Origin of the sequence: Streptomyces sp. NBC_01306 (assembly GCF_026340465.1) — a bacterium.
Classification (GTDB): Bacteria; Actinomycetota; Actinomycetes; order Streptomycetales; family Streptomycetaceae; genus Streptomyces.
In genome coordinates, this window is record NZ_JAPEPC010000001.1 from 1,431,870 (window position 1) to 1,445,307 (window position 13,438).

Below are 13,438 nucleotides of genomic sequence, written 5' to 3' on the forward strand. Positions count from 1 at the left end.
GCCCTTTCTTTATCGGTCCCCGAAGATCGTGCGGTGCCAGTCCTTGCGGGCCACCGCGGTGTTGTCGTACATGACGTGCTTGACCTGTGTGTACTCCTCGAACGAGTACACGGACATGTCCTTGCCGAAGCCGCTTGCCTTGTAACCGCCGTGCGGCATCTCGCTGATGATCGGAATGTGGTCGTTGACCCACACGCAGCCGGCCTGGATCTCGCGGGTCGCCCGGTTCGCCCGGAAGACGTCCCGGGTCCAGGCGGACGAGGCCAGTCCGTAGGGGGTGTCGTTGGCGAGGGCGATGCCCTCGTCGTCGGAGTCGAAGGGCAGGACGACCAGGACCGGGCCGAAGATCTCGGCCTGGACGATCTCGCTGTCCTGGGCGGCGTCGGCGATCAGGGTCGGCAGGTAGTAGGCGCCGTCGTTCTCGGGCGCCCGGCCGCCGGTGACCACGCGCGCGGTGTCCCTGGCCCGGTCCACGAAGGCCGCGACCCGGTCGCGCTGGGCGTAGCTGATCAGCGGGCCGATGTCGGTCGACTCGTCGAAGGGGTCGCCGAGGCGGAGGGTGCCCATCAGTTCGGCGACGCCCTCGACGAAGGCGTCGTACAGCGGGCGCTGGACATAGGCGCGGGTGGCGGCCGTGCAGTCCTGGCCGGTGTTGATGAGCGAGCCCGCGACCGCGCCGTGCACGGCGGCTTCCAGATCGGCGTCGTCGAAGACCAGGAAGGGGGCCTTGCCGCCGAGTTCGAGGTGGATCCGCTTGACGGTCGCGGTGGCGATCTCGGCGACGCGCTTGCCGACCGGCGTCGATCCGGTGAACGAGGTCATGACCACGTCCGGGTGGCCCACCAGGTGTTCGCCCGCCTCGGCGCCGAGGCCGTTGACGATGTTGACGACCCCGTCGGGGATGCCCGCTTCGGTCGCGGCCTGCGCGAACATCAGCGAGGTGAGCGGGGTGATCTCGGCGGGCTTCAGCACGATGGTGTTGCCCGCAGCGATGGCCGGGAGGACCTTCCAGGCGGCCATCTGGAGCGGGTAGTTCCAGGGGGCGATGGAGCCGACGACGCCGATCGCCTCGCGGCGGACGTACGAGGTGTGGTCGCCGCTGTACTCACCGGCCGACTGGCCCTGGAGGTGGCGGGCGGCGCCCGCGAAGAAGGAGGCGTTGTCGACGGTGCCCGGCACGTCGAACTCGCGGCTCAGCTTGATCGGCTTGCCGCACTGGAGGGACTCCGCGTACGCGAACTCCTCGGCGCGCTCGGCGAGAACGGCCGCGAAGCGGTGCAGCGCGTCGGAGCGCTCTCCCGGGGTGGCGCCGGACCAGCCGGGGAAGGCCGCGCGGGCCGCGGCGACTGCGGCGTCGACATCGGCGGTGCCTGCGAGGGCGTAGCTGAGGACCACCTCACCGGTGGCGGGGTTCACGACGTCCTGGGTCCGCCCTGAGGTACCGGGGCGCAGCTGCCCGTCGATGTACTGTGCGCCGGCCGCGAAGCGGTCCCGCACCTGGAAGCTGTTGACCATCGTGCTCTCTCCGTAGCTCAAGCTCGAATTGAGTGCCGATCCTGGCAGAGCGATAGTTCATCAACAAGTGATTCCGTTGTTTCCTTTTGGTTACGCAACGGAATCGGTCGACCATGTGTCGCGTGGGCCGGAAAATCCACGACGGAGTGTCAGTGGCGGCTGCCAGACTCCCGTGCATGGAACGCATCGAGGCGCTGGCCAGGCAGGCGGCCAACGGGGAGCGGATCAAGTTCCTGCACTTCTGGGGGCACACCGCGCGGCGGGACGGCAGCATCGGGCCGAGCTGTCTGAGCCAGTGGTGGCCGTCACCCTTCGTGGTCGACGGCGTGCGGTATGCCACGGCCGAGCACTGGATGATGGCGGCCAAGGCACGGCTCTTCGGCGACGCGGAGGCGGAGCAGGCCGCGCTGACGGCGACGAACCCCGCACTGGCCAAGAAGGCGGGGCGGCTGGTGCGCGGTTTCGACGACGGGACATGGCAGCGCGAGCGGTACGGGATCGTGGTCGAGGGCAGCGTGCACAAGTTCGGCGCGGACGCGGCGCTGCGCGAGTTTCTGCTGGCCACCGGGGACCGGGTGCTGGTCGAGGCCAGCCCGATGGACCGGGTGTGGGGCATAGGGCTCGCGGCGGACGACGAGCGGGCCGGGCAGCCGGACCGCTGGCGCGGGCTCAATCTGCTGGGGTTCGCGCTGATGGACGCCAGGGAGCGGCTGCGTACGGCCGTCGCTGCGGGCTGACGGCGCGGCCTGTGCCTGACGCTGCGGGCTGCCGGCCGGCAGCGGGGCTGCGTGCCGCCGTCGGCGCTGCCCGGGCGAGTGGGGCCGCCCGGGACAGATCTTCAGTACCCCGTGTCTCCGTGACCCCTGTGTCTCCGTGACCAGGTCCCGGTGGCCGTGTGTCAGTGGCCAGGCCTCAGTGACCAGGCCTCAGTGGTCGGCGCCGACGATCAGCGAGCTCGGGTAGGTGCTGCCGTCGCTGCCGTAGTCGGGGGTGGTGTGCGGGCTCTGCGAGATGCCCCAGATCACCACGCTGAGAAATGCGGCGCTGACCACGATGCCGATGGGTCCCAGGATGATCCCGGCGAGCGCCATCCCCCCGTTGTTCGCCTCACCGCGGTTGGCCCGCTTGCGGCCGAGGATGCCGAAGATCAGGGCGAGCGTCCCCAGGATGATGCCGAGTCCCCAGGCGCAGAAGATGACCACGCTGAGGATGCCGAGCACCAGCGCGGCCACCCCGTAACCGTTGGCGGGGGCCTGTTGCATGGTGTTCCAGCCGCCCTGTCCGCCGTACCCCGGGTACCCGGGGTAGCCATAGGCGGCGGGTCCCTGCGGGCCGGGCGCGGCACCCGGATAGGACGGGTAGCCGTACAGCCCGGGGGCACCCTGCCCCGGCCCGTTCGGCGCGACCGGCGGGGGCGGTACGGATCCGGGGGGCGGATATCCGGGCGGCGCGAACCCCGGAGGCACGGAGCCCTGCGGCCCCGGGCCCGGCGCCTGCTGCCCGGCGCTCTGCTGACCGGAGCCGAACTGGCCGGGTCCCTGCTGCCCCGGGATGTGCGGGCCCGGCGTCTGCTGCCCTGGAGCCGGCTGCACGGAGCCGGGTTGTCCGATGCCCCCGGCCCCCGGCAGGTCCGTGACTGTCTGCTGATCGTGCACCGGGCTGCTCGGCGCCTTCGGCTGGTCCGTCTGCTTGTCCAGCGGCACTTTCGGCCCGGGCGGCGCCCATGGGTCTCTCGGCGGCTCGGGGTCCCCCGAAGGGCGTGGTGCGTTGTCTGACATGGGCCTCCCCCATCCTCAGCTCGTCATGCTAGAGCCTGTGTGCGAGGCACGGTTCCCCGCCTACGATGTTCTCCGACCAGCAGAACTCGCCGTACCCGGAGGACCTCGATGCCCGACCTGCGCCCCTTCATCGCGGGACTGCCCAAGGCGGAACTGCATGTGCACCATGTCGGGTCCGCGTCGCCCCGCATCGTCGCCGAACTCGCCGCGCGCCACCCGGACTCCATAGTTCCGGCGGACCCCGAGGCGCTCGCCGACTACTTCACCTTCACTGACTTCGGGCACTTCATCCAGGTCTACCTCTCGGTGGTGGACCTGATCCGCACCCCCGAGGACGTACGGCTGCTGACCTTCGAGGTCGCACGGGACATGGCCCGCCAGAACATCCGGTACGCGGAGCTGACCATCACCCCGTTCTCCTCCACCCGCCGGGGCATCCCCGAGCAGGCCTTCATGGAGGCGATCGAGGACGCCCGCAAGGCGGCCGAGGCCGAACTCGGCACCGTGCTGCGCTGGTGCTTCGACATCCCGGGCGAGGCCGGACTCGACTCGGCGGCCGAGACGACCCGGCTCGCACTCGATCTGCGTCCCGAGGGGCTTGTCTCCTTCGGGCTCGGCGGTCCCGAGATCGGTGTGGCCCGCCCGCAGTTCAAGCCCTACTTCGACCGGGCCCGCGCGGCCGGACTGCACTCGGTGCCGCACGCCGGTGAGACGACCGGCCCGGAGACCGTCTGGGACGCGCTGCACCACCTGGGCGCCGAGCGCATCGGCCACGGCACCAGCTCGGTCCAGGACCCGAAGCTCCTCGCCCACCTGGCAGAACAGGGCATCGCGCTGGAGGTCTGCCCGACCTCCAACATCGCGACCCGGGCCGTCCGCACCCTCGATGAGCACCCGCTCAAGGAGATGGTGGACGCCGGGGTGCTGGTGACCATCAACAGCGACGACCCGCCGATGTTCGGCACCGATCTCAACAACGAGTACCTGGTCGCGGCCCGCCTGCTCGGGCTGGACGAGCGCGGCACCGCCGAGCTCGCGAAGAACGCCGTCACGGCGTCGTTCCTCGACGCGCCGGGCAAGGCGAAGCTGGTCGCCGAGATCGACTCGTACACCGCGGAGTGGCTCGCCCGGTAGCCGCCCGCGGCGGCGGTCGGCGAGGATGACCCCATGCGTACCGTCACTGCCGTGGGTCATCGCGGCGATCCCTACCTCTTCCGTGAGAACACCCTGCCGTCCGTCCGCTCGGCGCTCGAACGGGGCGCCGACGCGGTGGAGATCGACGTCCGGCTGACCCGGGACGGTGTGCCGGTCCTGCTGCACGACGCGACCCTGGAGCGGCTGTGGGGCCACGATCGGCCGCTCGCCCGGGTCACGGCGGACGAGCTGCGGGGGCTGACGGCCGGCAGGGTGCCGACGCTCCGCGAAGCGCTGATGGCGGTCGGCAGCCACCGCCTCATGATCGATCTGCCGGGCGCCACTCCGGAGGCGGTGCGCGCGGTCGTCGGTGTGGTCCACGAGTGCGGGGCGGGCGACCGTACGTACTACTGCGCGGGGCCCTCCACCATGCTGGCCGTGCGCGAGGCGGACCCGGCCGCCGAGATCGCCATGACCTGGACGACGCTCACCCCGCCGCGTCCCGCCCTGCTCGACACGGTGAAGCCCCGCTGGCTCAACTACCGCTTCGGGCTGCTGAGTCCGGAACTCTGCGAGCGCGTACACCGCGACGGGCTGCTGGTCTCCGCGTGGACCCCGGACACCGGGCGGTCGATGCGCCGGCTGATCGGCTTCGGCGTCGATTCGATCACCACCAACCGCATCGACGCCCTCCGCACGGTCCGCCGCCGGACGCGCACCGGGCGGCCCTGACCCCTACGGAACCCTCTCCCGGCGCACCGTACTGGCGATGCCCGGGCCGTACGTTCCGGGAGCGGCCGCCGCACCACGTGCGAACCCCCTGCGACCTGAAGGGGCCGCCTACAGACCCACGATCTCGTTCCAGCGCTTCGCGTACTTGACCCGCTCCGCCGATGTGAGGTCCCGGGCGATGGCGAGGCGCTTGCGCATCTTGTCGTCGGGGAAGATCAGCGGGTCCTCGGCGAGGTCCGCCAGTTCCTTGTCCTTCGACGAGGCCAGCACCTCGCGTGCGGCGGGGACCGGGCACACGTAGTTGACCCAGGCGGCCAGCTTCGCCGCCACCGCGGGCTCGTAGTAGTAGTCGATCAGCTTCTCGGCATTGGCTTTGTGACGCGCGAGGTTGGGGATCATCATGGACTCCGCCCACAGCTCGCCGCCCTCCTCGGGCACCACGAACTCGATGTCCGGGCTGTCGGCCTGGAGCTGGATCACATCGCCCGAGTACGCCTGGCAGGCGAGCACATCGCCGGTGGACAGGTCCTTGATGTAGTCGTTGCCGGTGAAGCGCCGGATCTGCTTCTGCCGTACGAGCTTCTCGACCTGGTCGCACATGGTGTCGAAGTCATGGGCGGTCCAGCGGGTGATGTCGGCGCCGTTGCCCTGCATGAGCAGGGCGAACGCCTCGTCGAGCCCGGAGAACAGGGTGACCTTGCCGCGCAGGTCGGGGGCCCAGAGGTCGCTCAGGTGCTTGATCTCGTGGCCGACCTTGCGCCGGTTGTACGCGATGCCGGTGATCCCGGACTGCCAGGGCACGCTCTGCTTGCGCCCCTTGTCGAAAGCGGGTGAGCGAAGCTGCGGGTCGAGGTACTTGGCGACGTTCGGCTGCTTGGCCCGGTCCATCTCCTCGACCCAGCCGAGCCGCACGAACCGGGCGGCCATCCAGTCGCTGATGACGATCAGGTCCCGGCCGGTCTGCTGGTGGTTCATCAGCGCCGGGCTGATCTTCCCGAAGAACTCGTCGTTGTCGTTGATCTCCTCGGTGTAGGTGACCTTGATCCCGGTCCGCTTCTCGAAGGTGTCCAGCGTGGGCCGCTTGGACGGATCGTGGTCGTCGGTGTCGATGTAGAGCGGCCAGTTGGCGAAGACCAGGCTCCTGTCCTGCGCCGATGTGTCGCGTCCCGCCCGCTCCCCCGGCTTCACATACGCCGCGGGGACCCCGCATCCGGTGAGCGCGGCCAGCGCGCCCACCGCGCCGGAACCACGGAGGAGGGAACGCCGGGAAACACCAAGATCTGCCATGCGCCCACCTTCACCTCCGGCAGCGGCGGCGGGCAATGGACGCTGCGTACGGAGCACCGGCCCCGGCCGCGACACCTTGTCGGGGCCCGGCGCCCGAGGGACGTACGGACGCACGCCGCCCCCGTACGGCGGACCGTACGGGGGCGGCGCGAAAGGGACGGAACAGCGGCGGAACAGGCGGTGGAAACGGGGGTGTTCAGCCGTCCAGCGACGTCATCACGTGCTTGATGCGCGTGTAGTCCTCGAAGCCGTAGGCCGAGAGGTCCTTGCCGTAGCCGGACTTCTTGAACCCGCCGTGCGGCATCTCGGCGACGAGCGGGATGTGGGTGTTGATCCACACACAGCCGAAGTCGAGGTTCTTGGACATCCGCATGGCGCGGGCGTGGTCCTTGGTCCACACCGAGGAAGCCAGCGCGTACTCCACGCCGTTGGCGTGTGCGAGGGCCTCCGCCTCGTCCTGGAACGACTGCACGGTGATGACCGGGCCGAAGACCTCCTGCTGGATGATCTCGTCGTCCTGCTTCAGGCCGGACACGACGGTCGGGGCGTAGAAGTACCCCCGGTCGCCGACCCGGTGGCCGCCGGCCTCGACCTTGGCGTGTGCGGGCAGCCGGTCGATGAAGCCGCTGACCTGGGCCAGCTGGTTGGCGTTGTTGAGCGGCCCGTACAGCACGTCATCGTCGTCCGGCTGTCCGGTCTTCGTGTCGGCCGCGGCCTTGGCGAGCGCCGTGACGAACTCGTCGTGGACCGAGGCGTGGACCAGCACCCGGGTGGCCGCCGTACAGTCCTGCCCGGCGTTGAAGTACCCCGCGACCGAGATGTCCTCGACGGCCTTCGCGATGTCCGCGTCCTCGAAGACGACGACGGGGGCCTTGCCGCCCAGCTCCAGGTGGACCCGCTTGACGTCCTTGGCCGCGGACTCGGCGACCTGCACGCCGGCCCGTACCGACCCGGTGATGGAGGCCATCGCGGGCACGTTGTGCTCGACCATCGTGCGGCCGGTGTCACGGTCGCCGCAGACGACGTTGAAGATGCCCTTGGGTGCGACGGCCCCGATGATCTCGGCCATCAGCACCGTGGAGGCGGGCGTGGTGTCGGAGGGCTTGAGGACGACGGTGTTGCCCGCGGCGAGCGCCGGGGCGAACTTCCACACGGCCATCATCATCGGGTAGTTCCACGGCGCGACCTGGGCGCAGACACCGACCGGCTCGCGCCGGACGATGGAGGTCAGCCCCTCCATGTACTCACCGGCCGAGCGGCCTTCCAGGAGCCGTGCGGCGCCCGCGAAGAAGCGGATCTGGTCCACCATCGGCGGGATTTCCTCGGTGCGGGTCAGCCCGAGCGGCTTGCCCGTGTTCTCGCTCTCGGCCGCGATCAGGTCCTCGGCCCGCTCCTCGAAGGCGTCGGCGATCTTCAGCAGTACGCGCTGGCGCTCCGAAGGCGTGGAGTCGCGCCAGGCGGGGAACGCCGCGGCCGCGGCCTCCATGGCGGCGTCGACATCCGCCTGTCCCGAGAGCGGGGAGGTCGCGTAGACCTCGCCCGTGGCCGGGTTGACCACGTCGATGGTCCGGCCGTCAGCGGCGTCCCGGAACTCCCCGTTGATGTAGTTACGCAGCCGGCGCAGCTCGGTGGTCACAGTGGTTCTCCCTCTCCGATGCCCGATGGATAGAGCCTGATGGTCCTGGCCCCACGGATGGTGCCCGGTCGATGTCCGGTTGATGCCCGACTGGATGCCCGGTGGATGTTCCGAAGGGTGTCCCGATGGGTGAGACACCACCCTAATCGCAAGGACGACGCTTTCGACATACCCAGGCACTCGGAACTTCGGATTCAGTTCCCAAAATGGGTTTCGACAACGAATTACATCGCTCTGGGGCTTGCATGACGGGCGAGACCTCATGCACAGTGTGGGCGTGGCCAGTCGCAGCGCAGATTCCAGAAACGGGAACGGCACCCCTCCGATCGACGCCGTCTCCCTGGCGATCATCGAACAGCTCCAGCAGGACGGCCGGCGGCCCTACGCCGCGATCGGGAAGGCCGTCGGCCTCTCCGAGGCGGCGGTCCGCCAGCGAGTGCAGAAACTCCAGGACCAGGGCGTCATGCAGATCGTCGCCGTCACCGACCCGCTCACCGTGGGGTTCCGGCGGCAGGCGATGGTCGGCATCACGGTCGAGGGCGACCTCGACCCGGTGGCCGACGCGCTGGCCACCATGAACGAGGTCGACTACGTGGTGATGACCGCGGGCTCCTTCGACCTCATGGTGGAGGTCGTCTGCGAGGACGACAACCACCTGCTCGAACTGATCAACAAGCGGATCCGCGCGCTCCCTGGCGTGCGGGCGACCGAGAGCTTCGTCTACCTCAAGCTGAAAAAACAGACCTACCAGTGGGGCACCCGATAGTCATGAGCAAGGACCTGAGCCAGACCGCGTACGACCACCTGTGGATGCACTTCACGGACATGTCGTCGTACGAGAACGCGCCCGTTCCCACCATCGTGCGTGGCGAGGGCACCTACATCTACGACGACAAGGGCAAGCGCTACCTCGACGGCCTCTCCGGCCTGTTCGTGGTCAACGCCGGCCACGGCCGCCACGAGCTGGCGGAGACCGCGTACAAGCAGGCGCAGGAGCTGGCCTTCTTCCCGATCTGGTCGTACGCCCACCCGAAGGCCGTCGAGCTGGCCGAGCGCCTCGCGAACTACGCGCCCGGCGACCTCAACAAGGTCTTCTTCACCACGGGCGGCGGCGAGGCCGTCGAGACCGCCTGGAAGCTGGCGAAGCAGTACCACAAGCTCACCGGCAACCACCAGAAGTACAAGGTCATCTCCCGCGCGGTCGCCTACCACGGCACCCCGGCGGGCGCCCTGTCCATCACCGGGCTGCCCGGCCTGAAGGCCCCCTTCGAGCCGCTGGTCCCCGGTGCGCACAAGGTCCCCAACACCAACATCTACCGCGCCCCGATCCACGGCGACGACCCGGTGGCGTACGGCCGCTGGGCCGCCGACCAGATCGAGCAGGAGATCCTCTTCGAGGGCCCCGAGACGGTCGCCGCCGTCTTCCTGGAGCCGGTGCAGAACGCCGGTGGCTGCTTCCCGCCGCCGCCCGGCTACTTCCAGCGCGTGCGCGAGATCTGCGACAAGTACAACGTGCTGCTCGTCTCCGACGAGGTCATCTGCGCCTTCGGCCGCCTCGGCACGATGTTCGCGTGCGACAAGTTCGACTACGTGCCGGACATGATCACCTGCGCCAAGGGCATGACGTCGGGCTACTCCCCGATAGGCGCGTGCATCATCTCCGACCGGCTGGCCGAGCCGTTCTACCGCGACGGCAACACCTTCCTGCACGGCTACACGTTCGGTGGGCACCCGGTCTCGGCCGCCGTCGGCATCGCCAACCTCGACATCTTCGAGCGTGAGGGCCTCAACCAGCACGTCCTCGACAACGAGGGTGCCTTCTACTCGACGCTGCAGAAGCTGAACGACCTGCCGATCGTCGGCGACGTCCGCGGCAACGGCTTCTTCTACGGCATCGAACTGGTCAAGGACAAGGCGACCAAGGAGACCTTCAACGAGGACGAGACCGAGCGCATCCTCTACAACGCCGTCTCCAAGGGCCTGTACGAGGCCGGTCTGTACTGCCGGGCCGACGACCGCGGCGACCCGGTCGTCCAGCTCGCGCCGCCGCTGATCTCCGACCAGTCGACGTTCGACGAGATCGAGTCGATCCTGCGCACGGTCCTCACCGAGGCCTGGGCGAAGATCTGACCCCGCACCGGCCCCTTCCGTCCGGATCACCCCGCTCCCTGGCCGGCTGATCCGGACGGAAGACCCCGTGTGACACCGCGGCCCGGCCGCACCCGTACGAGTGGATACGGGTGCCGCCGGGCCGCGTGCTGTCCGCACACCCCGGTCCCGAGTCCCTACGGTGCCCAGTGACCTATCGGCTCCGCCCGCCGTTTTTCGTGCGGGAACCGACATCAGATCTGAACCGAGGTGTGCTCGCCATGGTGGCCCCACCGGACAACGACGTGCTCTGGGCGCGCTCCGCGCACTACTCCCACAGCGGCTCGCCCGCGATCACCGGTGTCTCGCTCGGTGTGCGTGACGCGGAGATCCTCGCGGTGCTCGGCCCGCGCGGCAGCGGCAAGACCACGCTGCTGCGCTGCCTCTCGGGCCAGCTCGTCCCGCAGCAGGGCGAGGTGTGGTTCAACAGCAGCCCCGTGCACACCCTGGGCCGGGTGGCACGCGAGCGGCTGCGGGTCACCCGGTTCGGCTGGATCGACCCCGAACCCCGGCTCGTACCCGAACTGACGGTCTGGGAGAACACGGCCCTGCCGCTGCTGCTGAACGGCGCTTCGCAACGCGCCGCGAAGCAGACGGCCCTCCAGTGGCTGGACCGCCTCGACCTGGGGCCGTACGCCGGCAAGCGCCCGCACGCCCTGCTCCAGGCACAGCGCCAGCGGGTGGCCGTCGCCCGCGCGCTGGCCGCAGGGCCCGCGGTGCTCTTCGCCGACGAGCCCACGGCCGTCCTGCACGGCGCGGAGGGCACCCAGCTGCTGCGCATGCTCGTCACCGCGGCCCGTTCGCACGGGATCACCGCGGTGCTCGCCACCCATGACCCCGAGGTCGCCGCCTGCGCCGACCGCACGGTCCTGCTCAAGGACGGCCGCCGCACCGCATCGCTCAGCGGCATGGGCGCGACCAGTGACGAGGGGCGCTCCGCGTGCTCGCTCTCCGTCTAGCCCGCGGCTCCGGACCGCTCGTCCTGCTGCGGAGACTGCTGGTCGCGGTGGCCTCGGCCGGTGTCGGGCTGCTGCTGCTCCGTGTGCTCGATTACGCGGTGGGGCACCCGGCGCGGCCGTCCGGCGCCGGACTGCGGCTGCTCTGCTGCCTGGTCCCGCTGGCGGCGACGGTGCGTCTCGCGGCGGCGGTGGCCCGCACCGATCCGAGCATCCGCCCGAGCGACGGGGCCACGGCCGCGGGGCTCGGCCCTGCCGGGCGCGCCGTGCTCTCAGCAGTGTCCGCCGCGCTCACCTGCGCTCTGGGCAGCGGGGCGGCGCTGCTGCTCTTCCTCCATCTGCACGGCGGCGCCGCCCGGCTGCCGGGAGCGGCCGGCCCGCTCCCGATGCCGGCGGCTCTGCTCCTGCTGGCGTCGGCCCCCATCGCCGCCGCCGTGTGCAGCGCCTGGGCCGTGCGGCACCGCAGGCCCGTCCGGGAGGGCACCGCCCCGCGGGGGCTGGCCCGGGGCGTGGTGCTGGTCGCTGCGGGGCTGGCGGCCGAGGCGTACGGACGCAGCCGGGCAGGGGGCCACGAGCTGTCCGGCCGTTTCGGTGGCAGCTCGGCGGTCCTGGCGGCCGGCTGGTCCCTGACCGCGCTGGGGCTCGCCGTCGTGGCCCCCGCCCTGACCCAGGTGTGCGGGCTGCTCCTGCAGTCCGTACGGCCCGGGGTGGTGCGCCTCCTCGCGGGCCGGGTGCTCCAGGCGGAAGCCCACCGGATCGGCCGGCCGCTCGGCGTGTGCTGCGCGGTGGCCTCGGGGATCGTCGCCGCTTCCGCGCTGCACGGTGCGGGCACCCGGCTCGCGGGTCCGCTGACCCTGCTGGGCGCCGCGCTCGTCGTGGCCTGCTCGGCCGCCACCCTGCTCAGCGCCGCCGTCGAGGCCCGGCAGGACCGCGCGGCCACGACGGCTGCCCTGCTGCGCGGATGCGCCCCGGCGGGGGTGCTGCGGTCGGCCGCCGTGCTGCGCCCGGCCGTCCTGCTGGCGGTGTTCACCCCGGTGACCTGGGGGGTCGCGGTGCTCGCCGCGACGCCCCTGTCCCGGTGAAGGCGGACCCTGTCCCGGTGAGAGGGGGCAGGGCCGCCCCCCTACGATGACCGGATGCCCACCACACCTGAGCGTGACCGCGAGATCGAGACGCTGGACGAGTTCGACCGGGCCGTCGCCCGGGGCCCCCTCGGCGGCTGCCGCGTCCAGGCCGTCGACCTGACGGACCGCACCGACGCGCTGCTCTCCGCGGACACATCGGGCGCCGTCTTCCTGGGCTGTCCCATGCACCCCGAGGCCGAGTCCGCGGTGGGCGCGGCGGGCGCACTCGTCTTCCCGCCGGTCCCCGGCCTGCCCTTCGCCCCGTACCGCGGGCTGCTGTACTCGGCGGACGAACTGTTCGCGGGCCTGTCCGACGGCCGGTACGAGGACACCCCGGACGCCCGCGCGTACGCCTGGTTCCGGCGGACCGCGAACAACGGCGACATATTCGCGTCGATGCTGCGCTCCATCCATGACGACGCGATCTCGGACGCGCTCGACGAACACCTCGACAGCGCCCGGGTGGTGGGCGTGATGGGCGGCCACGCCATGGCCCGCGGCACGGCGGAGTACGCGGGGGCGGCACGGCTGGGCCGTACGCTCGCCCGCACCGGTCTGACCGTCGCCACCGGCGGCGGCCCCGGTGCCATGGAGGCCGCCAACCTCGGAGCGTACGCCGCGCCCTTCCGCGACGGAATGCTGGACGAGGCGCTCGAACTCCTGGGCAAGACACCGTCGTTCAGCCCGTCCGTCTCCGAGTGGGCGAGCGCGGCCTTCGAGGTGCGCGGCCGCTGGCCGGACGGTGGGGACTCGGTGGGCATCCCCACCTGGTTCTACGGCCATGAGCCGCCGAACGCCTTCGCCGGGCACATCGCCAAGTACTTCGCCAACGCCACCCGCGAGGACGGCCTGCTGGCCCGCTCGACCGCGGGCGTCGTCTTCCTGCCCGGCGCGGCCGGGACCGTCCAGGAGATCTTCGACAACGCGACCCCGAACTACTACGGATCGCGCGGCGAACCGTCCCCGATGGTCCTGGTGGACCGCGCCCACTGGACCTCGGAACTGCCTGCCTGGCCGCTGCTCCGGGCGCTGGCGAAGGGCCGGGCGATGGAGTCCCGTATCGCTCTGGTCGACACGGTGGACGAGGCGCCCGAAGCCCTGGCCCGGATGGGCTTCTGACGCCGGGGT

12 protein-coding genes are annotated in these 13,438 nt (G+C 70.8%); 8 read left to right on the top strand and 4 right to left on the bottom strand.

Translation table 11 applies throughout. From position 1 onward, the window contains the following. Nucleotides 1-9 precede the first annotated feature (9 nt). Nucleotides 10-1,515 (bottom strand): gamma-aminobutyraldehyde dehydrogenase, encoded by a 1,506-nt coding sequence (locus OG385_RS05965; protein ID WP_266860661.1) that lies wholly within the window; start codon nucleotides 1,513-1,515, stop codon nucleotides 10-12. 176 nt (nucleotides 1,516-1,691) lie between these two features. Here OG385_RS05965 and OG385_RS05970 point away from each other — a divergent pair, with 176 nt between their 5' ends. Beyond that, on the top strand, nucleotides 1,692-2,252 hold the full coding sequence (locus OG385_RS05970; protein ID WP_266852469.1) for an NADAR family protein: 561 nt from the start codon (nucleotides 1,692-1,694) through the stop codon (nucleotides 2,250-2,252). 189 nt (nucleotides 2,253-2,441) lie between these two features. Here OG385_RS05970 and OG385_RS05975 read toward each other — a convergent pair whose 3' ends face one another. After that, nucleotides 2,442-3,293, bottom strand: a complete 852-nt coding sequence (locus OG385_RS05975) for a DUF4190 domain-containing protein (RefSeq protein WP_266852471.1) — start codon at nucleotides 3,291-3,293, stop codon at nucleotides 2,442-2,444. Between the two features lie 108 nt (nucleotides 3,294-3,401). On the opposite strand from OG385_RS05975, the gene OG385_RS05980 reads away from it, so the two are divergent. Together OG385_RS05980 and OG385_RS05985 are read left to right on the top strand one after the other, a co-directional pair. After that, nucleotides 3,402-4,427: an adenosine deaminase gene (locus tag OG385_RS05980; RefSeq protein ID WP_266852473.1), complete on the top strand. Its 1,026-nt coding sequence runs from the start codon at nucleotides 3,402-3,404 to the stop codon at nucleotides 4,425-4,427. A gap of 33 nt (nucleotides 4,428-4,460) precedes the next feature. Further along, the gene (locus tag OG385_RS05985) at nucleotides 4,461-5,159 is read left to right on the top strand and encodes a glycerophosphodiester phosphodiesterase (RefSeq protein ID WP_266852475.1); all 699 of its coding nucleotides are present in this window, start codon (nucleotides 4,461-4,463) and stop codon (nucleotides 5,157-5,159) included. Nucleotides 5,160-5,267: 108 nt separating this feature from the next. Here OG385_RS05985 and OG385_RS05990 read toward each other — a convergent pair whose 3' ends face one another. Both OG385_RS05990 and OG385_RS05995 read right to left on the bottom strand, forming a co-directional pair. Then, the gene (locus OG385_RS05990) at nucleotides 5,268-6,446 is read right to left on the bottom strand and encodes a PotD/PotF family extracellular solute-binding protein (RefSeq protein ID WP_266852477.1); all 1,179 of its coding nucleotides are present in this window, start codon (nucleotides 6,444-6,446) and stop codon (nucleotides 5,268-5,270) included. Between the two features lie 196 nt (nucleotides 6,447-6,642). Beyond that, nucleotides 6,643-8,082 carry a gamma-aminobutyraldehyde dehydrogenase gene (locus OG385_RS05995; RefSeq protein WP_266852479.1) on the bottom strand — a complete coding sequence of 480 codons (1,440 nt, stop codon included), beginning with the start codon at nucleotides 8,080-8,082 and terminating at the stop codon, nucleotides 6,643-6,645. Between the two features lie 262 nt (nucleotides 8,083-8,344). Here OG385_RS05995 and OG385_RS06000 point away from each other — a divergent pair, with 262 nt between their 5' ends. The 5 genes from OG385_RS06000 to OG385_RS06020 all read left to right on the top strand — a co-directional run bounded on the left by OG385_RS06000 (nucleotide 8,345) and on the right by OG385_RS06020 (nucleotide 13,429). Continuing rightward, on the top strand, nucleotides 8,345-8,848 hold the full coding sequence (locus OG385_RS06000) for an Lrp/AsnC family transcriptional regulator (protein ID WP_266852481.1): 504 nt from the start codon (nucleotides 8,345-8,347) through the stop codon (nucleotides 8,846-8,848). 2 nt (nucleotides 8,849-8,850) lie between these two features. Then, the gene (locus tag OG385_RS06005; RefSeq protein ID WP_266852483.1) at nucleotides 8,851-10,212 is read left to right on the top strand and encodes an aspartate aminotransferase family protein; all 1,362 of its coding nucleotides are present in this window, start codon (nucleotides 8,851-8,853) and stop codon (nucleotides 10,210-10,212) included. 239 nt (nucleotides 10,213-10,451) lie between these two features. Continuing rightward, nucleotides 10,452-11,189 carry an ABC transporter ATP-binding protein gene (locus tag OG385_RS06010; RefSeq protein ID WP_266852485.1) on the top strand — a complete coding sequence of 246 codons (738 nt, stop codon included), beginning with the start codon at nucleotides 10,452-10,454 and terminating at the stop codon, nucleotides 11,187-11,189. Continuing rightward, nucleotides 11,171-12,268 (top strand): hypothetical protein, encoded by a 1,098-nt coding sequence (locus OG385_RS06015; RefSeq protein ID WP_266852487.1) that lies wholly within the window; start codon nucleotides 11,171-11,173, stop codon nucleotides 12,266-12,268. The genes OG385_RS06010 and OG385_RS06015 overlap by 19 nt, the downstream gene beginning before the upstream one ends. Nucleotides 12,269-12,322: 54 nt before the next feature. Beyond that, nucleotides 12,323-13,429 (top strand): LOG family protein, encoded by a 1,107-nt coding sequence (locus OG385_RS06020; protein ID WP_266852489.1) that lies wholly within the window; start codon nucleotides 12,323-12,325, stop codon nucleotides 13,427-13,429. The last annotated feature ends 9 nt before the right edge of the window (nucleotides 13,430-13,438 follow it).

Excerpts from the sequence above, each read along its gene's own strand:
- OG385_RS05965 (WP_266860661.1), bottom strand. The coding sequence starts at position 1,515 with ATGGTCAACAGCTTCCAGGTGCGGGACCGCTTCGCGGCCGGCGCACAG.
- OG385_RS05970 (WP_266852469.1), top strand. The coding sequence starts at position 1,692 with ATGGAACGCATCGAGGCGCTGGCCAGGCAGGCGGCCAACGGGGAGCGG.
- OG385_RS05975 (WP_266852471.1), bottom strand. The coding sequence starts at position 3,293 with ATGTCAGACAACGCACCACGCCCTTCGGGGGACCCCGAGCCGCCGAGA.
- OG385_RS05980 (WP_266852473.1), top strand. The coding sequence starts at position 3,402 with ATGCCCGACCTGCGCCCCTTCATCGCGGGACTGCCCAAGGCGGAACTG.
- OG385_RS05985 (WP_266852475.1), top strand. The coding sequence starts at position 4,461 with ATGCGTACCGTCACTGCCGTGGGTCATCGCGGCGATCCCTACCTCTTC.
- OG385_RS05990 (WP_266852477.1), bottom strand. The coding sequence starts at position 6,446 with ATGGCAGATCTTGGTGTTTCCCGGCGTTCCCTCCTCCGTGGTTCCGGC.
- OG385_RS06000 (WP_266852481.1), top strand. The coding sequence starts at position 8,345 with ATGCACAGTGTGGGCGTGGCCAGTCGCAGCGCAGATTCCAGAAACGGG.
- OG385_RS06005 (WP_266852483.1), top strand. The coding sequence starts at position 8,851 with ATGAGCAAGGACCTGAGCCAGACCGCGTACGACCACCTGTGGATGCAC.
- OG385_RS06010 (WP_266852485.1), top strand. The coding sequence starts at position 10,452 with ATGGTGGCCCCACCGGACAACGACGTGCTCTGGGCGCGCTCCGCGCAC.
- OG385_RS06020 (WP_266852489.1), top strand. The coding sequence starts at position 12,323 with ATGCCCACCACACCTGAGCGTGACCGCGAGATCGAGACGCTGGACGAG.